The organism is Stenotrophomonas sp. Steno-Z4, assembly GCF_056393145.1.
The window spans coordinates 96,298-117,860 of sequence record NZ_JBWJPC010000006.1 but is presented as its reverse complement, the minus strand read 5'-3'; the positions used below and the strand labels follow the sequence as shown (position 1 = coordinate 117,860).

Sequence of the window (21,563 nt, the reverse complement as noted above, 5' to 3'; positions counted from 1 at the left end):
ACCGCCATCGAAACCATCGAACACCCGAGGAGAACCACCATGCTGCAGATCCGCAAGAGCGCCACCCGTGGCCAAGCCAACCATGGCTGGCTGAACTCCCAGCACACCTTCTCCTTCGCCGGTTACTACGACGCGCGCTACACCAGCTTCGGCCCGCTGCGCGTGATCAACGAAGACAAGGTGATCGGCGGCCAGGGCTTCGGCACCCACAGCCACAGCAACATGGAGATCATCTCCTACGTGCTGGGCGGCGCGCTGGAGCACAAGGACTCGATGGGCACCGGCTCGGTGCTGCGCTACGGCGACGTGCAGCGCATGAGTGCCGGCAGCGGGGTCAGCCACAGCGAGTTCAACCACTCGGCCGACGAGACCGTGCATTTCCTGCAGATCTGGCTGTTCCCGGATACCGAGAACATCGCCCCGAGCTACCAGGAAACGCATTTCGCCCCGGACGCCAAGCGCGGCCAGTTGCGCCTGATCGCCTCGAAGGATGGCCGTGACGGTTCGCTGCTGATCCACCAGGACGCCAACATCTACGCCACGATCCTGGACGGCGACGACCGCGCCCACCTAGCCCTGGCCCCGCGCCGCGGTGCCTATGTGCAGGTTGCGCGCGGCCAGCTGCAGGTCAACGGCATCACCCTGGACACCGGCGACGCGCTGCAGATCACCGACGAAGCGCAGGTGACCCTGGAAAACGCCAGCGACGCCGAAGTGCTGGTGTTCGACCTGCCGCTGTAACCGCAGCGGCCCTCACCAACGCCCCGAGCTGATCGGGGCGTTGTCGTGACTGGGCTCAGGCCGCGGGCACCGGGGCGTCGTCGGCAATCAGCTTCGCCTGCTTCAACTCCGCCCAGAGCGCGGACGGGATCGCCACCGACATGGACGCCACGTTGGCCTGCACCTGTTCGGGCGTGCGTGCACCCGGAATCACCGCAGACACGACCTCTGGCGCATCCGCGAACTGCAGCGCCACCGTGCGCAGGTCGACGCCGTGGCGGTCGCAGATGGCCTGCACGGCCGCACGCTTCTTCGGCGCCCACTCGGGCACCTTGCCATCGTAGAGGTACCGATCCCGGCCGGCCAGGTAGCCGGCCAGCAGCGGCGCACCCACCACCACCGACGCACCGTGCCGGGCGATGGCCGGGAAGGTGTCGTGCAACGCCTGCTCGTGGTCGAGCAGCGAGTACTGGCAGGCGAGCAGGAAGATGTCCGGATCGGCTTCCTGGATCGCGCGCAGCGCCGGCTCCGGGCGGTTCACGCCAAATCCCCATCCCTTGATCAGACCCTCCTCGCGCATCCGGGTCAGCGCGGGCATCGCGCCCTTGGCCGCCTCGGCGAAGCGCTGCTCCCACGGCATGCCAAGGTCCTTCTCGTTATCCGGCGACAGGTCGTGGATGAAGACCACATCCAGCTGCGCGACCCCCAGCCGGTTGAGGCTGTCTTCCACCGAACGACGAACGCCGTCGGCGGAATAGTCATAGCGGTAGTGGAACGGCGACGGGTCTTTCCACATGGTGTCCTGCAGCTCGCCAGCGGTGGCGGTCAGCAGTCGACCGACCTTGGTCGACAGCGTGTACTCACCCACCGGGTGGTTGTGCAGGTGATGCCCCATCCGCCGTTCGCTCAGGCCCAGGCCATACCAGGGCGACGTGTCGAAGTAGCGCACGCCTGCGGCATAGGCTGCGGCCAGGGTCTGTTCGCTTTGCGCGTCGGTGGCTGGGGCAAAGCCGTTGCCGATGGCCACCCCGCCCAGCCCGAGGCGCGTGCGCGGCCGAAAGCGCCCGCCCTTGCCGGCGGCGTGGGTGGCCAGCGGCTGCGCGGCGCTGCGGCCACGTGTTGGCAGCACGCTGCCGGGCGCGGCGGCGCCGGACTGCGCCAGCAACGGTGAACTGGCCAATGCGGCGGTACCGGCAGCGGCGGCGGAAAGGAAGTGGCGACGTGCGTTCACGGCGACTCCGGGTGCGGGGGAGCTACCACCCTCGCAGAATGCCAGTGCACGGCGTGCGGGCAACACGTCAACGCTGCGGCAACAGCACACAAAGAAAAAGGCCTTCGTACTTGCGTACGAAGGCCTTTTCTACAACTGGCGGAGCGGGAGGGATTCGAACCCTCGATACAGTTTTTGGCCGTATACTCCCTTAGCAGGGGAGCCCCTTCAGCCACTCGGGCACCGCTCCAGTATTCTGGTTCCGCCGCTTCGATGTTTCTTCTCAGCGGGGGCGCGAAGAATAACGTTTTTCACACCCCGAGGTAAAGCCTTAATCGGAAGAATTTTCACTTCCCGATGCATTCGGCTCGTCGCCTCGCTGGATGCGCTGGTAAATCTCTTCGCGGTGCACGGCCACGTCCTTCGGGGCGGTGATGCCAATACGCACCTGATTGCCCTTGACGCCGAGCACGGTGACGCTGACGTCGTTACCGATCATCAGGGTTTCGCCAACACGGCGAGTCAGGATCAACATTTTTGCAAGTCTCCAGGGAACCGGTGGATTTTCCCGACCGGCTCGGCGCCCAGCCAAGGAACGCCACACGACAAAGGGAAAAGATTAGCCATAGTACCGTCAGCCCTCCTGCGCCATCAAGGAGCAGGAGGATTCAGGCGTTCAGATACGAGGGGTGACCCAGTCGACGACGGCAGCCAGTGCAGAAGCAAGGGCGGGCCCGTCCTCGCCACCACCCTGGGCGAGGTCCGGGCGGCCGCCGCCCTTGCCCCCGATCTGACTGGCGATGTGGGACAACAGTTCCCCGGCCTTTACCTTGCCCGTTGCACTGCCGTTCACGCCGGCGACCAGGGCCGCCTTGCCGTCCTGCGTGCCGGCCAGCACGATCACCGCATCGCCCAGCTGCTGCTTGAGGCGGTCGATCGCTTCGCGCAGTGCCTTGGCATCGAAACCTTCCAGGCGCGCGGCCAGCACCTTGACGCCTTTGACCTCAACTGCGCCAGCGCCCAGGTCGGCGGTCGCGCCCGCCGCCTGCTTGGCCTTCATGGCCTCCAGTTCGCGTTCCAGCTTCTTCTGGCGCTCGCCAAGCTGGCGGATCTTGTCGACCACTTCGCCCGCATTGCCGCCGAGCAGCGCGGCCGCTTCGGCCAGCTGGGCTTCTTCGTGCGCCACATGGTCCAGCGCGCCCTGCCCGGTCACCGCTTCGATACGGCGCACGCCCGACGACACGCCGCCTTCGGAGGTGATCTTGAACAGGCCGATGTCGCCGGTGCGCGTCACGTGCGTGCCACCACACAGTTCAGTGGAGTAATCGCCCATCTTCAGCACGCGCACGTTTTCGCCGTACTTCTCGCCGAACAGTGCCATCGCGCCGAAATCGAGCGCTTCCTGCATGCCCATGTTGTGCACTTCGGCCGCATTGTTGGCGCGCACCTGCTCGTTGACCTTGCGCTCGATCACGGCAAGGTCCGCGGCACTGATCGGCTGGAAGTGCGAGAAGTCGAAGCGCAGGCGGTCCGGTGCCACCAGCGAGCCCTTCTGCTGCACGTGGGTGCCCAGCACTTCACGCAGTGCGGCGTGCAGCAGGTGGGTGGCCGAGTGGTTGAGGATGGTGGCGCCGCGGCGCTGGTCGTCCACAACGCCGCCCAGCACATCGCCCACCTTCAGGCTGCCTTGGGTGACGGTGCCGACGTGGCCGTGGAACTGGCCCGCGAACTTCTGCGTATCGGTGATCTGCAGCTGCACGCCGTTGCCGGCCAGGCTGCCGGTGTCGCCCACCTGGCCACCCGATTCGGCATAGAACGGGGTCTGGTCGGTCAGCACGATGACCTCGTCGCCGGCCTGCACCGCGTCCACCGGGCGCCCGTCCTTGAGCAGGGCCACCACGGTCAGGCCGTCGGCCTGCAGGCGGTCGTAACCCAGGAACGTGGTGGGCTTGAGCGTGGCGACCAGCTCGGCCGACAGCGTCACGCCGCCACCGAACTTGCCGCCCTTGCGGCCGTCCTCGCGCTGCTTCTCCATTGCGGCATTGAAACCGTCGATGTCCACGGTCAGGTCGCGCTCGCGCGCGATGTCCTGGGTCAGGTCGAGCGGGAAGCCGTAGGTGTCATAAAGGCGGAAGGCATCCGCGCCCGGAATGACGCCATTGGTCACCTGCGCGGCGACGTCGTCGAAGATCTTCATGCCCGAATCGAGCGTCTGCGCGAAGCGCTCTTCCTCGGCCTGCAGCGCACGCACCACGGTGTCGGCCTGTGCCGGCAGTTCCGCGTAGGCCTCGCCCATCTGCTCGACCAGGGTCGGCACCAGCTTGCTGAAGAACGGCTGGCGCACGCCCAGCATCCAGCCATGGCGCAGCGCGCGGCGGATGATCCGGCGCAACACGTAGCCGCGGCCTTCGTTGGACGGCAGCACGCCGTCGACGATCAGGAACGAACAGGCACGGATGTGATCGGCGATCACGCGCAGCGACTTGTTCTCCAGGTCGGCCATGCCGGTCAGTTCGCTGGCCTTGCGGATCAGCGCCTGGAACAGGTCGATCTCATAGTTGGTGTGCACGTGCTGCAGGATCGCGGCCAGGCGTTCCAGGCCCATGCCGGTGTCCACGCACGGCGCCGGCAGCGGCACCAGGGTGCCGTCCGGCTGGCGGTCGAACTGCATGAACACCAGGTTCCAGATTTCGATGTAGCGGTCGCCGTCTTCATCCGGCGAACCCGGCGGGCCACCGGCGATATGGTCGCCATGGTCGTAGAAGATTTCGGTGCACGGGCCGCACGGACCGGTATCGGCCATCTGCCAGAAGTTATCCGAGGCAAACGGCGCGCCCTTGTTGTCGCCGATGCGCACGATGCGTTCTTCCGGAATGCCGACCATGTCGCGCCACAGCGCGTAGGCCTCGTCATCGGTCTGGTAGACGGTGACCAGCAGGCGGTCGGCCGGCAGCTTCCAGACCTGGGTCAGGAGCTCCCAGGCCCAGGCAATGGCGTCCTTCTTGAAGTAGTCGCCGAACGACCAGTTGCCCAGCATTTCGAAGAACGTGTGGTGGCGCGCGGTGTAGCCGACCTGGTCCAGGTCGTTGTGCTTGCCGCCGGCCCGAAGGCAGCGCTGCACGTCCGCCGCGCGCACATAGCTGCGCTTCTCGGCGCCAAGGAACACGTCCTTGAACTGCACCATGCCGGAGTTGGTGAACAACAGGGTCGGATCATTGCCCGGCACCAGCGGTGCCGACGGCACGATGGTGTGGCCCTTGCCCTTGAAGAACTCAAGGAAATCGCTGCGGATCTGGGAGGTAGTGAATTTGACGGGTGCGTTCATGGGGGCTGGCTTCATGCGGGCCGGCCGGTCCTTCGCACACGGCCCCAATGGCCGGGTGTCGAGAGCAGGACCGCCGAAACCACAAAGGGTATCAGGCCCGGGCCCCCGGGACACGTCCGGGTGACGGGCGCGCTGCGCGCCCTTCAGTCATCCGGGTCGTAGCGGGTGGCACGGCGGATGGTGTCGCCATCGAACCCGCGGCGGGCCAGCAGATCAGCGGCTTTGCGGCGCTGGGGCAGCTCCTGGGGGCCCGCCTCGCCAAAGCGGCGGCAGACCAGGTCCCGGGCGTTCTCTGTCCAGTCGCCTTCGAAGGTGTCCATGGCGGCTGCGACCTGCTCGCTGTCCAGCCCATGGGTGCCCAGTTCGGCGCGGATGTGGAGGGGGCCATAGCCGGTGTTCGCACGGATGCGGACCAGGTTCTCGGCAAAGCGGGTGTCATCCTGCCAGCCGGCCTCGGTGAGCTTGTCCACGGCGGCAGTGGCGGCGTCACTTTCGATCCCGCGGGCAGTGAGCTTGCGGGTCAATTCCTTGCGCGAATGCTCACGGCGTACCAGCAGGCCAAGCGCGCGTTGGACCGGGGTCTGTTCACGGACGCGGCGCTTGCGGCCGGGTGCCGGGGCGTCTGGGTCGTGCATGGGCACCTCGATGAAATGCGCCGTCCGTGGCGCTCCCCCCGTCGGGGGAAGGTTGAACCCCCGGGACAGGGCGAGCGTCACTGACGGCGCTGCCCTGCCCCGCAGGAAACTTACTCGGCGTCGTCGTCACCGTCGCTGTCACCGCTCTCACGGGCAGCCTCGGCCGGCTGGAACTTCTCGCGCAGCTCGGCTTCCAGGCGCTGGGCCACCTGCGGGTTGTCACGCAGGTAACCGCGGGCGTTGTCCTTGCCCTGGCCGATGCGCTCTTCGCCGTAGCTGTACCAGGCGCCGGCCTTCTCGACCAGCTTGGCTTCCACGCCCATGTCGATCAGTTCGCCTTCGCGGCTGATGCCTTCGCCGTACAGGATCTCGGTGATGACCTGCTTGAACGGCGGCGCCAGCTTGTTCTTGACGACCTTGATCTTGGTCTGGTTGCCGATGATCTCGTCGCCCTTCTTGATCGCGCCGATGCGGCGGATGTCCAGGCGCACCGAGGCGTAGAACTTCAATGCGTTGCCGCCGGTGGTCACTTCCGGGCTCTGGCCCGGCATCATCACGCCGATCTTCATGCGCAGCTGGTTGATGAAGACCACCAGCGTGTTGGAGCGCTTGATGTTGCCGGTCAGCTTGCGCAGCGCCTGGCTCATCAGGCGGGCCTGCAGGCCCGGCAGCTGGTCGCCCATTTCGCCTTCGATTTCGGCCTTCGGGGTCAGCGCGGCGACCGAGTCGACCACCACGATGTCCACCGAGCCGGAACGGACCAGCATGTCGGCGATTTCCAGCGCCTGCTCACCGGTATCCGGCTGGGACAGCAGCAGGTCGTCCACGTTCACGCCCAGCTTGGCAGCGTAGATCGGGTCCAGGGCGTGCTCGGCGTCGATGAAGGCAGCGGTGCCGCCTTTCTTCTGGCATTCGGCGATCGCCTGCAGGGTCAGGGTGGTCTTGCCCGAGGACTCCGGACCATAGATTTCCACGACACGGCCCTTCGGCAGGCCGCCGATGCCGAGCGCGATGTCCAGCATCAGCGAACCGGTCGGGATGACCTCGACGGCCTCGATGACACGGTCGCCCATGCGCATGACGGAGCCCTTGCCGAACTGCTTTTCGATCTGGCTCAGGGCGGCGGTCAGGGCACGCTTTTTGTTCTCGTCCATCGGATTGGTCCTTGCAGAGGTCATGTCGTTGGAGGTGTTGTCTTTGGAGGTCTTCTTGGCCACGGGGTCACTTTAAGGTTGGCGTATCGCACAGGCTGAGATTCTGCCCGGCGTTCGGAAAAAAATTATCGGACATCCGTACCAACCTCAGCCAAACCAGAGAATCGCCACAAAAGACCGTGCATGTCGTGCGTTGAAGGGATCAGCGGTTCGGGCGCAGCAGCCCGCAATAGAGGCCTTCAATGGCGAAGTCCTGGTCGGGCAGGACTTCGATCGGCTTGTAATCGGGATTGCGCGGCAGCAGCCGGATCCGGTCCTTGCCCATCTTCAGCAGCTTGACGGTGATCTCGTCATCGATGCGCGCCACCACGATCTGGCCCGAGCGGGCGTCACGGGTACGGTGCACGCCTATCAGGTCGCCGTCGAAGATGCCTTCGTCGATCATCGAGTCGCCCTGCACTTTCAGCAGGTAGTCCGGCGCGGGCGAGAAGAACACCCGGTCGAGCACCACGAAATCGTCCGAACCGATGTCCGCCCCGATCGGCAGGCCGGCCGCGACCCGGCCCAGCACCGGCAGCCGCAGCACGTGGTCGGGCAGCGCGGGCACTGCCAGCGAGGCCGGCAGGCCGTCCTGCAGCGGCGGCGCCTGCACCAGCCGGATACCGCGCGCCTGGCCGGGAATGCGACGGATCGCCCCGGCCTGCTCCAGCGCTTCCAGGTGGTACTGCGCGGCCCGCACGCCCTTGAAGCCGAACGCACGGGCGATTTCCGTCTGCGACGGCGGCGCGCCGTCGGTCTCGATGCGCTCGGCGATCAACTGCAGGATCGCCTGCTGGGTATCGGTAAGGTCCATGGTTAGTAGTAATACTACTAACACCCGAAAGTTTCAAGGCTCCGGACGAAAAAGCGAAGCAGAACCCGTATCCAGATCCCAACGAAGGCCCGTAGCAATTCGTAGTGCCGACTGTCAGTCGGCAACCGCGCGCAGCGCGGCACAAGCATCCGAAGACGGCCCACCATCATCCGGCACGCCCCAACCGGCGTTTACACGACCCGGAGCCGCCCCTCAGGCGTCAATGACCCCGAAACGGAGAGCGGACACGCATGGCGAGTCCCTACGCGCCTGGCAGGCGGTCGCCGGCCATCACGGATTCCGCCCCGACCGCCAGATCGACACCAGTATCCACACCCCGCAGAACCCCGCCCCCACGAACCCGGCCACGCCCAGCGCCAGCAGCCAGCGGCTCGACAGCCCACCCACGCTGTGCATCACGATCGACGACCCAATGATCAACGCAGCGGTGACAATCCCCACCACCAGCCGGTTCGCCGCCCGGTTGACCTGCTCGCCGAAGCCCTGCAGCGCAGTCGTCTCCACCTTCAACTGCAGACGCCCCCGCCGCGCCATCTGCACCAGCTGGCGGACATCGCGCGGCAGGTCACCGGCCAGGTCCAGCAGCCCGGCCACGCTGCGCTTGCCGCGCTTGAGCAGGGCCGACGGTGCAAACCGTTGCCACATCACCCGCTCCAGGAACGGGCGCGCGGCGGTGGCCATGTCGAACTGCGGGTCGAGCTGGCGGCCCATCCCTTCCAGCGTCAGGAACGTCTTGATCATCAGCGCCAGGTCGGCCGGCAGGGTCAGCGCGTACTGGCGCAGCAGCTGGGTGATGTTGCCCAGCATCAGGCCCATGTGCAGGTCCTTCAGCGGCACGCCCCGGTACTGGTCGACAAAGGTACTGATGTCCTGCTGCAGCCGCGATTCGTCCACGTCCACGCCCCCCGACCAGTCCAGCAGCACGTCGGTGACCGACTCCGGCTCCTGGCTGACCAGTCCGTGCAGCAGCTGCGCGACCTGGAAGCGGCGCTGCTCGGAGATCGCCCCGACCATGCCGAAGTCGATCACGCCGATCCGGCCATCCCGCAGGTAAATGATGTTGCCCGGGTGCGGGTCGGCGTGGAAGCAGCCGTCCTCGAGCACCATCTTGAGCACGATGCGGCCGCCGGTGCGGGCCAGCCGGACCCGGTCGAGCCCGGCCGCATCCACGCCGGCGAGGTCGCGGCCGGGGATGCCGTCCACGAAGTCCTGCACGTTGAGGCTCTCGCAGGTCCACTGCCAGTGCACCTTGGGAATCAGGATGTCGTTGCGCCCGGCGAAGTTGCGCGCGATGCGCTCGGCATTGCGGCACTCGGCGGCGAAATCCAGCTCGCGCCGGAGCGACACCTGGAACTGCTGGACCACTTCGGCCGGCCGGTAGCGGCGCATGTCCGGCAGCCGCGCTTCGACGATTTCGGCCAGCCGCGCGAGCAGGCGCAGGTCGGCTTCGATCACCTCGCGGATGCCGGGGCGGCGGATCTTCAGCACCACCTCGCTGCCATCGTGCAGCGTGGCCCGGTGCGCCTGGGCCAGCGAGGCCGCCGCCAGCGGGGTTTCATCGAGCCAGGCGAATACCTCGGTAGCCGGCGCGCCCAGGTCGGCTTCCAGCTGCTCGCGGACCTGCGCATACGGCAACGCCGGCACCGCGTTCTGCAATTCGGAGAATTCGGCGATCCAGTCCGGCGGGAACAGGTCCACGCGGGTGGCCAGCACCTGGCCGAGTTTGACGAAGGTAGGGCCGAGTTCTTCCATCGCCCGCCGCACCCGCACCGGGGCGGTCATGCGCAGGATCTGCTGGGTATCGTTCCAGTGCAGCAGGCGGCCGGCACGCTCCAGCACGTCGGCCAGGCCGATGCGGCGCACCAGGTCGCCGAAGCCATAGCGGATCAGGACCGAGGCGATTTCCTGCAGACGCCCCAGGTCACGGACGGTTCCCAGCGTTTCCCACATCGGTGCACCCTCGTTCGACAGCAGGGCTCAGGATGTCACAGCGCCGGGAAAATTCCCGTCAGCGCCTGCTGCACGGTCTGCCGGCGGATGGCTTCGCGGTCGCCCTCGAACTGGAACAGCTGCGCGCGGGCATAGCCACCGCGCTGCTTCCAGCCGATCCAGACGCTGCCCACCGGCTTGTCCGGGCTGCCGCCGCCGGGGCCGGCGATGCCGGTCACGGCCACGGCCATGCCGGCACCGGAATTGACCAGCGCGCCGGACACCATTTCGAGCACGGTTTCGCGGCTGACCGCGCCGAACTGCTCCAGGGTCTGCGCGCGCACGCCCAGCAGGCGCTGCTTGGCCTCGTAGCTGTACACCACCATGCCGCAGTCGAAGAACGCCGACGAGCCGGCGATGTCGGTCATCGCCTTGGCGATCCAGCCGCCGCTGCAGCTTTCGGCGGTGACCAGCTGCAGCGCGGCCTGCTGCAGCCGCTGTCCGACCTCGCGGGCGAGATCGGACAGTTCGGTGTCGGTGGGTACGGTCATGCCAGCGTTTTAACCCGGTTGCCTACCTGGTGTCACGTGCGCAGGGGCATGGCGTTGACACGCATGGCGGTGTGCGTGCGCAGGGGCATGGCGTTGACACGCATGGCGGTGTGCGTGCGCAGGGGCATGGCGTTGACACGCATGGCGTGTCACTACGATCCATGGTCGCTTGGCGTAGGGACACGCCATGCGTGTCCTTGGGACGCCTTCACCATTCGGGCAGTTTTTCCGGAAGCAGTGCGCGGATCGGCGCGCCGTCGTCGGCGGCAGCCAGTTTCTCGGCTTCGGCGATCGGGATCTCGACCTGCAGCAGCCAGCCGTCCTCGTCGCTGCGTTCGCCACGCACCACTTCCAGCTGGTGCAGGCGCGAACGCAGGCGGCCGGCGGTCGGCGGCAGGCGCAGGTCGCCACTGACGTGCTGCAGGCCCAGGCGCTTGCCCAGCACCGATTGCAGCAGGTCCAGGCCCACCCCATCGCGCGCCGAGATCCAGACGCGCTCGCGGCGTGCGGTATCGGGAATGCCGTCCTGGGCGTCGTGGCGGACTTCGCTGCCTTCGATGCGGTCGATCTTGTTGAACACCAGCAGCTGCGGCAGTTCGCCCGCACCCACTTCGTTGAGCACTTCGTCGACCTGCGCGATGCGCTCCTCACGGTGCGGATCGGCCGCATCGACCACGTGCAGCAGGAAGTCGGCCTCGCGCGCTTCGCTCAGGGTCGCGCGGAACGCGGCCACCAGTTCGTGCGGCAGGTCGCGGACGAAGCCCACGGTATCGGCCAACACCACGTTGCCGCCCGGCACCGCGATGCGGCGCACGGTCGGGTCCAGGGTGGCGAACAGCTTGTCGGCGGCGTACGCCTCCGCACCGGTCAGCGCATTGAACAGCGTCGACTTGCCGGCATTGGTATAGCCCACCAGCGCCACGCGCGGCAGTTCGCTGCGCACGCGGGCACGGCGCATCTGGGTACGCTGCACTTCGACCTTTTCCAGCCGCTTCTGCAGCTGTTCCACCCGCTTCTGCAGCAGGCGGCGGTCGGTTTCGAGCTGGGTTTCACCCGGACCGCGCAGGCCGATGGCACCGCCGCGCTGGCGCTCCAGGTGGGTCCAGCCACGGACCAGCCGGGTGGACATATGACGCAGCTGCGCCAGTTCCACCTGCAGCTTGCCTTCGTGGCTGTGCGCACGCTGGGCGAAGATGTCCAGGATCAGGCCGGTGCGGTCGATCACCCGGCGCTCCAGGAAGCGCTCCAGGTTGCGCTCCTGCGAGGGCGAGAGCGCATGGTTGACCAGCACCAGGTCGGCGCCGGTGGCCTCGGCGGCCGCCTTGATCTCGTCCAGCTTGCCCGAGCCGATCAGGATCGACGGGTTGGGCCGGTCGATGCGCGCGGTCAGGGTGGCGGCGATGCTGGCCCCGGCAGAGCGGGCCAGATCGGTGAACTCTTCCAGCACATCGTCTTCCAGCCGGCCGGAATGCGGCTGGATCAGGAGCGCGTGTTCGCCTCGCTTGGAACGGTCAAACACGCGCGTCTCCGCAGTTGCTTACTTCATTCAACGTCGTCTTCTTCCTGGGCGCCGTCGGCGCCACCTTCATTGGACTGCACATAGCCACCACCGGGGCCCACCCGGACGTTGCGTGCCGGCACCACGGTCGAAATGGCGTGCTTGTACACCATCTGGCTGACCGTATTGCGCAGCAGGACAACGAACTGGTCGAACGATTCGATCGTTCCCTGCAATTTGATGCCATTGACCAGATACACCGACACCGGCACGCGTTCGCGCCGAAGTGCATTCAGAAACGGATCCTGCAGCGATTGCCCCTTGGACATTGCACACTCCTCATTATTGTTTTTATGGTCTTCCGGCAACTGCCACGGCCCCCGCCACCGGAACCCCCGATGGTACACGGGCCAAGGGCAAGGCGCTGTGGCTCAGCGGGCAACAAAGGCCGCTACGGCATCTGCCAGGGAATCCCCGTCTATATGGGGATCGAACCAGCGTGCATCAAGCTCGCCGCGCAGCCAGGTCAACTGGCGCTTGGCCAGCTGCCGGGTGGCCTGGATGGCCTTGTCGCGGAAGTCGCGGGCACTGCCCTGCCCGTCCAGGAATTCCCAGGCCTGGCGATAGCCGACCGCCCGGACCGCCGGCAGGTCCAGCGGGGCCGCCACTGCCGCCATCTCCGGCCGCGCACGCAGCGCCCGCACCTCGTCCAGGAAACCCTGGGCAAGCATCTTGTCGAAGCGGGTTTCGATGCGCTGGTGCAGCACGCTGCGCTCGCGCGGGGCCAGCACCAGCTTCAGGCAGCGCACTGGCAGCCGGTCCACGCCGGGCAGCTTCTGCCATTCGCTGATCGGGGTGCCGGTCAGGCGATACACCTCCAGCGCGCGCTGGATGCGCTGCGGGTCGGTCGCATGGATGCGCGCTGCGGCGGCGGGGTCGATCCCGGCCAGCTCAGCATGCAGGGCGCGCCATCCGCGTTCGGCGGCCTCGACACCAATCGCCACGCGGGTAGCCGGGTCGGCCGGCGGCATCGGCGACAGCCCCTGCAACAGCGCGCGGAAGTACAACCCGGTGCCGCCTGCCAGGATCGGCACGCGTCCACGCGCGATGATATCGGCCACCACGCGGGCGGCATCAACGGCGAATTCCGCCGCTGAATAGGTCTGCCACGGATCGCGCAGGTCGAGCAGGTGGTGCGGCGCCTGCGCGCGCTCGGCGGCATCGGGCTTGGCCGAGCCGATATCCAGCCCGCGATACACCAGCGCCGAATCGACGCTGACGATCTCTCCGTCCAGCTGCCGCGCCAGTGCGATGGCGGTGGCGGTCTTGCCCGACGCGGTCGGGCCCATCACCGCGATCGCCAGCGGGCGCCGGTCGGCGCCCATCAGCCCTCGTCCGGCCAGCGCGGCATCGCCGGCGCGGCATCCACCCGCGGCATCGGCACCGCATCGACCGCTGCCCACACTTTCAGCGCGTCCACGGTGGCGGCGACGTCGTGCACGCGCAGGATCGTGGCGCCGCGTTGGGCGGCGATCAGGTGCGCGGCGACCGAGCCGGCCACGCGCTCGCGCGGCGCCTCGCGCCCGGTCAGTTCGCCAATGCTGCGCTTGCGCGACAGGCCGGCCAGCATCGGCACGCCCAGTTCCAGGAAGCGCGCCGAGCGCGCCAGCAGGATCATGTTGTGGTCGGTGGTCTTGCCGAAGCCGAAGCCCAGGTCGATCACCAGGTTCTTCTTTGCAATGCCGGCCATCTCGGCCGAGAACATCCGATCGACCAGGAAGCGGTGCACCTCGGCCACGACGTCGTCGTAGTGCGGGGTGTCCTGCATGCTGCCGGGCTCGCCCTGCATGTGCATCAGCACCACCGGCACGCCCAGTTCGGCGGCGGCGGCCAAGGCCCCGTCCTGCCGCAGTGCATGGATGTCGTTGATCATGCCGGCACCGGCGGCCACGGCCGCGCGCATCACCTCCGGCTTGAAGGTGTCAATGCTGATCGGCACCTGCGTCTGGCGCGCAAGCTGTTCAATCACCGGGACCACCCGGCGCAGCTCTTCTTCCAGTGGCACCGGTGCGGCACCGGGCCGGGTCGATTCACCGCCGATGTCGAGCAGGTCGGCGCCTTCGGCCACCAGTTGCAGTCCATGGGCGACTGCGGCTTCGGTATTGTCGTGCGCGCCACCATCCGAGAACGAATCCGGGGTGACGTTGACGATGCCCATGACGCGCGGGCGGTCCAGCCGCAACACACGGCCGCCGCAGTCCAGCTGGGGAGAAGTATCGAACATGGGCCTTCCACGAAGTACGCCAGCGCCTAGTTTACGCCGGCGTACTCCGATAACCCGCGGCCTGCGGGGTTTGGCCGGCTAGAAATCGCCCAGTTTGGCCTCGTCGGCCGGCTTGGCCAGCCATTCGGCAAGGTCGTTGCCGATGGCGGTGACAACCCGTTCCAGCACGTCGCAGGAGCCTTTGAACCCGCCGAATGCGCCGCCGCGGGAAACACGTCGCGCGGTCACGGTGGCAACCTTCTGGCCGTCCTGCGTCAACACGCCGCGCACGGTTGCCGACTTGAAGTGACCGCTGAAGGCGTTGCCGGCACTCTGTGCCTCCACCAGCTCCAGCTTCAGCGCCCGGCCCGTGGAGACGGCCTCCGCATCGAACGCGATCGTATTGCCGAATTTCGGGGCGTTGCTGCCCAGCGAGGTTGCAAGCTGCGCCCCCATGCGGCATTCGGCCTTGATGTTATCGGCGATGTAAGCGGACTCCGAGAACGGAATCGGATCCTGCACGTGGATGGTGTCCGCCATGGCAGGCGTGGCAAGGCAGAGCAGCACGGCTGTCGCCGCGTACCGTGAGTGACGCATGGTATTCCCCCTGGAATGTTGGCCGCGGCTGCCTCATGCAACCGCGCCCGCGCATCGTGCCGATTGCCACGCAGCGGCGCAAGGGCTCAGCGGCGGCGGCGCTTGCGGTCGAGGTACAAGGTCTTGGCCACGCTCAGGCCGATGCCGATCACGATCCCTACGATGCCTCCGAGCAGGTAGTTTCCACTGAGCAGGCCTGCGGCGGCACCGACCACCGTGGCGATCACCATTTCCGTGGTGTGCGAGACCGGGGGTGGCGGCGTGGACATGGAGACTCCGGGACAGGTGTGGGGCAAGCCACATTGTCGCCCGGATCGCCCGCGCCAGAAACGATGAAGGCCGGGTTTCCCCGGCCTCCATGCGTTACCTGTTCATCGTCAGAGCTGTTCGGCAGGCCCGGCGATCGGCGTCACCGGACGGGCGTCGCCGCCCTTGTCGTTGTTGTTGCTGCCACCGTCCTTGTTGGACTTGCCCCAGCCCATCGGCGGCGGCGGATCGCGGCCTTCCATGATGGCGTCGATCTGCGGCGCATCGATGGTCTCGTACTGCAGCAGCAGCTGGGACATCGTGTGCAGCTTGTCGAGGTTGGCCGTGACCAGCTCGGTGGTGCGGGCGTAGGCCTTGTCCAGGATGCTGCGCACCACTTCATCGATGCGGCGCGCGGTATCGTCGGACACGCTCTTGTGCTGGGTCACCGAACGGCCCAGGAACACTTCATCGTCCTCTTCGCCATAGGCGATCGGGCCGAGCTCGTCGGACAGGCCCCACTTGGTGACCATGTTGCGGGCCATCTTGGTGGCGCGTTCGATGTCGTTGGAGGCGCCGGTGGTGACCTTGTCGGCGCCGAAGATCAGCTCTTCGGCGACGCGGCCGCCGTACAGCGAGCACAGCTGCGATTCGATCGCCACGCGGTTCATCGAGTACTTGTCGCCTTCCGGCAGGTACATGGTCACGCCCAGCGCGCGACCGCGCGGGATGATGGTGACCTTGTAGACCGGATCGTGCTCGGGCACCAGGCGGCCGACGATGGCGTGGCCGGCTTCGTGGTAGGCGGTGAGCGTCTTTTCTTCCTCGCTCATGGCCATCGAACGACGCTCGGCACCCATCAGGATCTTGTCGCGGGCACGGTCGAAGTGCTCCATGCGCACTTCCTTCTCGTTGCCGCGCGCGGCAAACAGCGCCGCCTCGTTGCACAGGTTGGCCAGGTCGGCGCCGGAGAAGCCCGGGGTACCGCGCGCGATCACCATCGGCTCGACATCGTCGGCCAGCGGCAGCTTGCGCATGTGCACCTTGAGGATCTGCTCACGGCCCTTGACGTCGGCCAGCCCGACTACGACCTGGCGGTCGAAGCGGCCCGGGCGCAGCAGCGCCGGGTCCAGCACGTCGGGACGGTTGGTGGCGGCAATGACGATCACGCCCTCGCCCCCCTCGAAGCCGTCCATTTCCACCAGCAGCTGGTTCAGGGTCTGCTCGCGCTCGTCATGACCGCCGCCCAGGCCGGCACCGCGGTGGCGGCCAACGGCGTCGATTTCGTCGATGAAGATGATGCACGGGGCCTGCTTCTTGGCCTGCTCGAACATGTCGCGCACGCGGCTGGCGCCGACGCCGACGAACATTTCCACGAAGTCCGAGCCGGAGATCGAGAAGAACGGGACCTTGGCTTCGCCGGCGATGGCACGGGCCAGCAGGGTCTTGCCGGTACCGGGCGGGCCGACCATCAGCACGCCGCGCGGGATCTTGCCGCCCAGCTTGGTGAACTTGGTCGGATCGCGCAGGAAGTCGACCAGTTCGCCGACCTCTTCCTTGGCTTCGTCGCAGCCGGCGACGTCGGCGAAGGTGACCTTGATCTGGTCTTCGCCCTGCAGCTTGGCGCGCGACTTGCCGAAGGACATCGCGCCCTTGGCACCGCCGCCACCGCCCTGCATCTGGCGCATGATGAACAACCAGAAGCCGATGATCAGGATCACCGGGAGGAAGTTCATCAGGATCGCGCCCAGCGAGATGCCGCTGGACGGCTCTTCCTGGACGATTTCCACGTTCTTGGCGCGCAGGATGTTGATCAGGTCGCGGTCCATCGGCGCGGTGATCGTGGCCGACTGGCCGCTGCGCGTGGTGTACGAGATCTGGTTGGTGCCGCTGCGCATGTCGCCGCTGAAGGTGACCTTCTGGACGTTGCCGCCATCCACCTGGTCCAGGAACTGCGAATACGTGGCGCCCTGGGCACCGGCGCCGCTGCTCTTTGGCGAGAAGCTCTGGAACACCACCATGAGCACCACGGCGACGACCACCCATAGCAGGAGGTTCTTGGTCAAGTCGTTCATCCTCATTGGCTCCGGTGTTCCTCTAATGCCTGACGCAATTGGTATGGTTGAGCTTACTTGATCTGGGTGCGTTTGCCCTGCCCCAAGGCATACACCTCGGGCGAGCGCTTCCGGGACGCTTCAGGCTTGCGGATCACGACCTTGTCGTACCGGCGGCGCATCTCGCGCACGTAGTCGTCAAAGCCCACGCCCTGGAACAGCTTGATCAGGAACGCGCCACCCGGCTTGAGATGGTTGTCGGCAAAATCCAGCGCCAACTCGGCCAGGTGCATCATCCGCGGCTGGTCTACCGCGTCCATACCACTTTTATTGGGGGCCATATCCGAGAGCACAAGGTCTACCGGCTGGTCCCCGAGCATGGCTTCAAACTGCGATAGGACGGCCTGCTCCCTGAAGTCCCCGTGAAGGAACTCCACCCCGGCCAGCGGCGGCATCTCCAGGATGTCCAGGGCCAGCACCCTTCCGGTGTCGCCGATCTGGCGCCGGACCTGCTGGGACCAGCCCCCCGGGGCGGCGCCCAGGTCGACCACGACCATATGCGGCTTCAGCAGCCGGTCACGCGCGAGCAGCTCCTCCAGCTTGTAAGCCGCGCGCGAGCGCATGCCCTCGGCCTGGGCCTTCTTCACGAAGGGGTCGGCGAAGTGTTCTTTCAACCAGCGTTGGCTGCTCTTGCTGCGGGAAACCATTGGAGATAGGGCCGGACGGGGTGGTCATGATACCCTGATCGCCCCAGTTAACCGCTTGTTCCTGAATGTCTATTGTCCTGACCTCCTCCCAGACCCGCTTCCTCCGCGGCCAAGCCCATGGTCTGAACGCCCTGCTGCAGATCGGCGGCAAGGGGGTCACGCCGGCCTTCCTGGCCGAGCTGAACGAGGTGCTGGAGCGCCACGAACTGATCAAGGTGAAGGTGGCCGCGGAAGACCGCGATGCACGCGACGCCATGATCGCCGAGCTGGTGCAGGCCTCCGACAGTGCGCTGGTGCAGCGCATCGGCCACGTGGCCGTGCTCTACCGCCCCAGCAAGGAACAGCGCCAGATCGTGCTTCCGCGCGGCTGATCGCCATGCAGCTGAACCACGAAATCCCGGATTTCGCCTATGCGTTCCGCATCGTCGGCGCCGACTCGGTGGTGTTCGAAGATCGCGTGAACGCCGGCACCCGGCGGGTGGTGAAGAGCTTCATCGTCACCCCGCAGGCATTGCTGGAAGATTGGCCGGCACCCGCCAGCGTCAAGGAGCTGACCCCGGACCATCTGGCCACGGTGCTGGCCCAGCAGCCGGAACTGGTCATCCTTGGAACGGGAGAAAAGCAGCAATTCCCATCCGCGGCGGTCATGGGGGCCTGTCTGACCCGCAACATCGGCATTGAGGTGATGGACAACGGAGCGGCCGCCAGGACATTCAACCTGCTTGCGGGTGAAGGCCGCAACGTAGCGGCGGCGATCCTCCTGCCGGGCTGAAATGGGTTGATTCCGTTCAGAAAAGGCTGCCGTTGGCAGCCTTTTTTGTGGGTTCCGCCGCGGTAGCGCCACGCCCTGCGTGGCTGCGCGATCACTTGGGGGGCAGGTACAACAGCGGGTCGACCGGCTTGCCGTTGTAGCGGATCTCGAAGTGCAGCATGTCGCGGGTGGTACCGGTGCGGCCCATCTCGGCGATCTGCTCGCCGGCCTTCACGCTCTGGCCTTCGTTGACCAGCCGCTTGCGGTTGTGGCCGTAGGCCGACAACCACTGATCGTTGTGCTTGATGATGATCAGCTCACCGAAGCCGACCAGGCCGGCACCGGAATAGACCACCACGCCCGACGCGGTGGCGCGCACCGGCTGGCCGCTGCTGCCGGCGATATCCACGCCCTGCTTGGTGACATCGGCGCCGACGAAGCGGCCCACGAGCGCACCATCGGCCGGCCAGCGCCAGTCGATGTTGCTCTTGATCGCGGTGGTCGGCGACGGCGTCGGCGCAGGCGCAGGCGTCGAACCGGTGCCCGGACGCGGCGCGGTCACCACGGTGGTCGGCGCGCGGCCCGGGCTGCTGCCGGGGTACAGGCGGATGACCTGCCCGGGATAGATGGTGTACGGCTCGGCCAGCCCGTTCCAGGCGGCCAGGTCGCGCGGGGTGATGTTGTGGATGCGTGCCAGCGCGTAGAGGGTGTCGCCACGGCGCACCACGGCGGTCTGCCCCGGCTTGGCCACCGACGTCTGCGGCGTGGTGTGCGTGGTGCGCCCGCCGGACGGCTTGACCACCGTGGCGGTGCCGCAGGCACTCAGGGTGGACACCACCAGCAGCAGGGCGGTCAGCCGTGTGGCCCCGCGCATACGATCAGCACTCATGCGAACTTCGCTCTCCAGACAAGCCAGGCCACCAGACCCACCACCAGTACGGTGGCGATCCAGCCCAGCGGTTCAATCCAACGCCGCAGCGCGGCTTCGGCGCGCGCGCCGCCAATGCGGATGACGGCCGCCAGCACGTACACGCGCTTGCCCCGCCCGATCAACATGCTCAGGAAGTACTGCGGCAGCGGCACCCCGACGATACCCGATGCCCACGTGAAGACCTTCATCGGGATGGGCATGAAGCCGCCCAGCACCAGGAAGGTGAACACCGCCCACGGGGATTCGGCCATCTTGGCCTGCACGATGGCGATGCCGCCTTCGATGCTGGTCAGCATGCCCATCGCCGCAAACAGCGGCTTGACCGCTTCAAACGCGTAGTGGCCCAGCGCATAGCCGACCAGCGCACCGGCCATCGAGCCGGCCAGGCTGAGCGTGGCGAACCACCAGCCGCGCTTGGGTTGGGCCACGCACATCGGTGCCAGCATCACTTCGGGCATCACCGGGAAGATGATCGCCTCGATGAAGCTGAGCACCGTCAGGTAGGTCGGGGCGCGCTCATGCGCGGCCCACTTCATCGCCCGCTCGTACAGCGGACCAAAAATCTTCATGACGCAACGCTCCTTGGAATCAGTCCAGCATGCCAGACAGCAGCGGCACGAACGTGACCGGTGCCAGTACCTGCTGTTCAACGCTGCCGTCGTCGCGGCGGGTCAGCTGGATCAGCGACTGCGCCCCTGCCCCACCGACCGGCGCGACCAGGCGCCCGCCCACGGCCAGCTGCTCGACCAGCGCATCGACCAGCGCCGGCGCGGCCGCGGTCACCACGATGGCGTCGAACGGCCCGTGTTCGGCCCAGCCGATGCGGCCATCGTCGTGCTTGCTGCGGATGTTCATGCCCAGCGCGCGGAAGCGCTTGCGCGCCTGGCGCAGCAGGTCGCCGATGCGCTCGACGGTGTAGACCTCCAGCCCCAGCGCACCGAGTACGGCGGCCTGGTAGCCCGAGCCGGTGCCCACTTCCAGCACCTTCTTCGGCGCCGACTGCAGCACTGCTTCGGTCATCCGCGCCACCACCCACGGCTGGGAGATGGTCTGGCCGTGGCCGATCGGCAGTGCGGTGTCTTCGTAGGCGCGCGAGGCCAGGGCCTCGTCGATGAACAGATGCCGCGGCACCACCCGGATCGCATTGAGGGTGGCTTCGTCGGCAATGCCGCTCTCGCGCAGGCGTTCGACCAGGCGGTCGCGCACGCGCTGGGAGGTCATGCCAATCCCGACCGCTTCGGGCTGCAGGCGCAGGCGCTGGCTCATGCCGGCCGGTCCAGCGCGGCGGTCAGCCCGCCTACCCAGCTGGCGACCTTCTCCAGTGCCTGGTAGCGGGTCAGGTCGACCTGGATCGGCGTGATCGAGATGAATCCGTTGCGCACGGCATGGAAGTCCGTGCCCGGGCCCGAATCCTGTTCGCGGCCGGCCGGGCCGATCCAGAACACTTCATTGCCGCGCGGGTCGCGCTGGGCAATGCAGCCTTCGGCACGGTGGCGGTTGCCCAGCCGGGTCACTTCGAAGCCACGCACCTCCGCCCACGGCAGGTCGGGCACGTTGACGTTGAGGATGGTGTCGGCCGGCAGCGGGTCGGCCTTGAGCCGCGTGACGATCTCCACCGCGGCACGCGCGGCGGTTTCAAAATTGCGCGGGTCGTGGTTGTGGGTGACCAGCGACATCGCCACCGCCGGCAGGCCGAGGAAACGCCCTTCCATCGCCGCCGACACGGTCCCGGAGTAGATGACGTCATCGCCCAGGTTGGCTGCGTTGTTGATGCCCGACACTACGATATCCGGGTCGTATTCGAGCAGGCCGGTCAGCGCCAGGTGCACGCAGTCGGTCGGGGTGCCGGCTACCGAACAGGTGTAGTGGTCGATGCGCTTGACCCGCACCGGCAGGTCCAGGGTCAGCGAGTTGCTGGCGCCGGAGCGGTCGCGGTCGGGGGCGACCACCATCACTTCGTGGCCGGCCTCGCGCAGTACGGAGGCGAGCATCCTGATGCCGGGGGCATCGACGCCGTCGTCGTTGCTGACCAGGATCCGCATCTGGGTTTTAACCGCTTGATTGTTCAAGACTTCATTTCCATCACTTTCCAGCGTTGGCGGGGCCGGCCTTCACCCG

At 67.0% G+C, this 21,563-nt stretch carries 23 protein-coding genes and 1 tRNA gene; 3 read left to right on the top strand and 21 right to left on the bottom strand.

Translation table 11 applies throughout. From position 1 onward, the window contains the following. Positions 1-39 precede the first annotated feature (39 nt). On the top strand, positions 40-741 hold the full coding sequence (locus tag AC06E7_RS14785) for a pirin family protein (protein ID WP_068850916.1): 702 nt from the start codon (positions 40-42) through the stop codon (positions 739-741). A 55-nt stretch (positions 742-796) separates the two neighbouring features. Here AC06E7_RS14785 and AC06E7_RS14780 read toward each other — a convergent pair whose 3' ends face one another. The 17 genes from AC06E7_RS14780 to rlmE all read right to left on the bottom strand — a co-directional run bounded on the left by AC06E7_RS14780 (position 797) and on the right by rlmE (position 17,763). Next, positions 797-1,951, bottom strand: coding sequence for an aldo/keto reductase (locus tag AC06E7_RS14780; RefSeq protein WP_478065161.1), 1,155 nt, complete (start codon positions 1,949-1,951; stop codon positions 797-799). 136 nt (positions 1,952-2,087) lie between these two features. Then, positions 2,088-2,180, bottom strand: a tRNA-Ser gene (locus AC06E7_RS14775). Positions 2,181-2,261: 81 nt separating this feature from the next. Continuing rightward, positions 2,262-2,465, bottom strand: a complete 204-nt coding sequence (gene csrA / locus AC06E7_RS14770; RefSeq protein ID WP_068850911.1) for a carbon storage regulator CsrA — start codon at positions 2,463-2,465, stop codon at positions 2,262-2,264. Positions 2,466-2,606: 141 nt separating this feature from the next. After that, entirely contained in the window at positions 2,607-5,255 is a 2,649-nt protein-coding gene (gene alaS / locus AC06E7_RS14765) for an alanine--tRNA ligase (protein ID WP_478065160.1), read from the bottom strand. Between the two features lie 143 nt (positions 5,256-5,398). Further along, positions 5,399-5,890 carry a recombination regulator RecX gene (gene recX, locus AC06E7_RS14760; RefSeq protein ID WP_068850905.1) on the bottom strand — a complete coding sequence of 164 codons (492 nt, stop codon included), beginning with the start codon at positions 5,888-5,890 and terminating at the stop codon, positions 5,399-5,401. A gap of 110 nt (positions 5,891-6,000) precedes the next feature. Further along, positions 6,001-7,044, bottom strand: coding sequence for a recombinase RecA (gene recA / locus AC06E7_RS14755; protein WP_068850903.1), 1,044 nt, complete (start codon positions 7,042-7,044; stop codon positions 6,001-6,003). A gap of 202 nt (positions 7,045-7,246) precedes the next feature. Then, positions 7,247-7,897, bottom strand: a complete 651-nt coding sequence (lexA, locus tag AC06E7_RS14750) for a transcriptional repressor LexA (protein ID WP_093534120.1) — start codon at positions 7,895-7,897, stop codon at positions 7,247-7,249. A 291-nt stretch (positions 7,898-8,188) separates the two neighbouring features. Beyond that, positions 8,189-9,868 carry a 2-polyprenylphenol 6-hydroxylase gene (gene ubiB, locus AC06E7_RS14745; protein ID WP_307107153.1) on the bottom strand — a complete coding sequence of 560 codons (1,680 nt, stop codon included), beginning with the start codon at positions 9,866-9,868 and terminating at the stop codon, positions 8,189-8,191. Between the two features lie 35 nt (positions 9,869-9,903). Continuing rightward, positions 9,904-10,398, bottom strand: a complete 495-nt coding sequence (locus tag AC06E7_RS14740; RefSeq protein WP_217535972.1) for a CinA family protein — start codon at positions 10,396-10,398, stop codon at positions 9,904-9,906. 208 nt (positions 10,399-10,606) lie between these two features. Beyond that, positions 10,607-11,917 (bottom strand): ribosome rescue GTPase HflX, encoded by a 1,311-nt coding sequence (gene hflX / locus AC06E7_RS14735; protein ID WP_426805440.1) that lies wholly within the window; start codon positions 11,915-11,917, stop codon positions 10,607-10,609. Positions 11,918-11,940: 23 nt separating this feature from the next. After that, positions 11,941-12,225: an RNA chaperone Hfq gene (gene hfq / locus AC06E7_RS14730; protein WP_068850887.1), complete on the bottom strand. Its 285-nt coding sequence runs from the start codon at positions 12,223-12,225 to the stop codon at positions 11,941-11,943. Between the two features lie 102 nt (positions 12,226-12,327). Continuing rightward, on the bottom strand, positions 12,328-13,281 hold the full coding sequence (miaA, locus tag AC06E7_RS14725; RefSeq protein ID WP_478065159.1) for a tRNA (adenosine(37)-N6)-dimethylallyltransferase MiaA: 954 nt from the start codon (positions 13,279-13,281) through the stop codon (positions 12,328-12,330). Further along, complete coding sequence (gene folP, locus AC06E7_RS14720) at positions 13,281-14,180, bottom strand: dihydropteroate synthase (protein ID WP_068850881.1); 900 nt, start codon at positions 14,178-14,180, stop codon at positions 13,281-13,283. The genes miaA and folP overlap by 1 nt, the downstream gene beginning before the upstream one ends. Positions 14,181-14,258: 78 nt before the next feature. Continuing rightward, entirely contained in the window at positions 14,259-14,699 is a 441-nt protein-coding gene (locus AC06E7_RS14715; protein ID WP_478065158.1) for a hypothetical protein, read from the bottom strand. A 143-nt stretch (positions 14,700-14,842) separates the two neighbouring features. Then, a complete protein-coding gene (locus AC06E7_RS14710) occupies positions 14,843-15,025 on the bottom strand; it encodes a hypothetical protein (protein ID WP_068850876.1) in 183 nt (60 codons plus the stop codon). A gap of 108 nt (positions 15,026-15,133) precedes the next feature. Then, on the bottom strand, positions 15,134-17,077 hold the full coding sequence (ftsH, locus tag AC06E7_RS14705) for an ATP-dependent zinc metalloprotease FtsH (protein ID WP_068850873.1): 1,944 nt from the start codon (positions 17,075-17,077) through the stop codon (positions 15,134-15,136). Positions 17,078-17,130: 53 nt separating this feature from the next. Then, entirely contained in the window at positions 17,131-17,763 is a 633-nt protein-coding gene (gene rlmE, locus AC06E7_RS14700) for a 23S rRNA (uridine(2552)-2'-O)-methyltransferase RlmE (protein WP_068850870.1), read from the bottom strand. Positions 17,764-17,828: 65 nt separating this feature from the next. Between rlmE and yhbY the strand changes: the two genes are divergently transcribed. Both yhbY and AC06E7_RS14690 read left to right on the top strand, forming a co-directional pair. Further along, a complete protein-coding gene (gene yhbY, locus AC06E7_RS14695; protein ID WP_068850867.1) occupies positions 17,829-18,134 on the top strand; it encodes a ribosome assembly RNA-binding protein YhbY in 306 nt (101 codons plus the stop codon). A 5-nt stretch (positions 18,135-18,139) separates the two neighbouring features. Then, a complete protein-coding gene (locus AC06E7_RS14690; RefSeq protein WP_068850864.1) occupies positions 18,140-18,535 on the top strand; it encodes an Mth938-like domain-containing protein in 396 nt (131 codons plus the stop codon). A gap of 91 nt (positions 18,536-18,626) precedes the next feature. On the opposite strand, the gene AC06E7_RS14685 is transcribed toward AC06E7_RS14690, so the two are convergent. Genes AC06E7_RS14685 through surE form a run of 4 tightly spaced genes read right to left on the bottom strand, consistent with a single transcriptional unit; the run spans position 18,627 to position 21,487 of the window. Further along, a complete protein-coding gene (locus tag AC06E7_RS14685) occupies positions 18,627-19,403 on the bottom strand; it encodes a peptidoglycan DD-metalloendopeptidase family protein (protein ID WP_068850861.1) in 777 nt (258 codons plus the stop codon). After that, positions 19,400-20,014 carry a YqaA family protein gene (locus AC06E7_RS14680; RefSeq protein ID WP_068850859.1) on the bottom strand — a complete coding sequence of 205 codons (615 nt, stop codon included), beginning with the start codon at positions 20,012-20,014 and terminating at the stop codon, positions 19,400-19,402. Before AC06E7_RS14680 ends, AC06E7_RS14685 begins: the two co-directional genes overlap by 4 nt. 19 nt (positions 20,015-20,033) lie before the next feature. After that, the gene (locus tag AC06E7_RS14675) at positions 20,034-20,711 is read right to left on the bottom strand and encodes a protein-L-isoaspartate(D-aspartate) O-methyltransferase (RefSeq protein ID WP_068850856.1); all 678 of its coding nucleotides are present in this window, start codon (positions 20,709-20,711) and stop codon (positions 20,034-20,036) included. Beyond that, positions 20,708-21,487, bottom strand: a complete 780-nt coding sequence (gene surE / locus AC06E7_RS14670) for a 5'/3'-nucleotidase SurE (RefSeq protein WP_184124344.1) — start codon at positions 21,485-21,487, stop codon at positions 20,708-20,710. The genes AC06E7_RS14675 and surE overlap by 4 nt, the downstream gene beginning before the upstream one ends. Positions 21,488-21,563 lie beyond the last annotated feature (76 nt).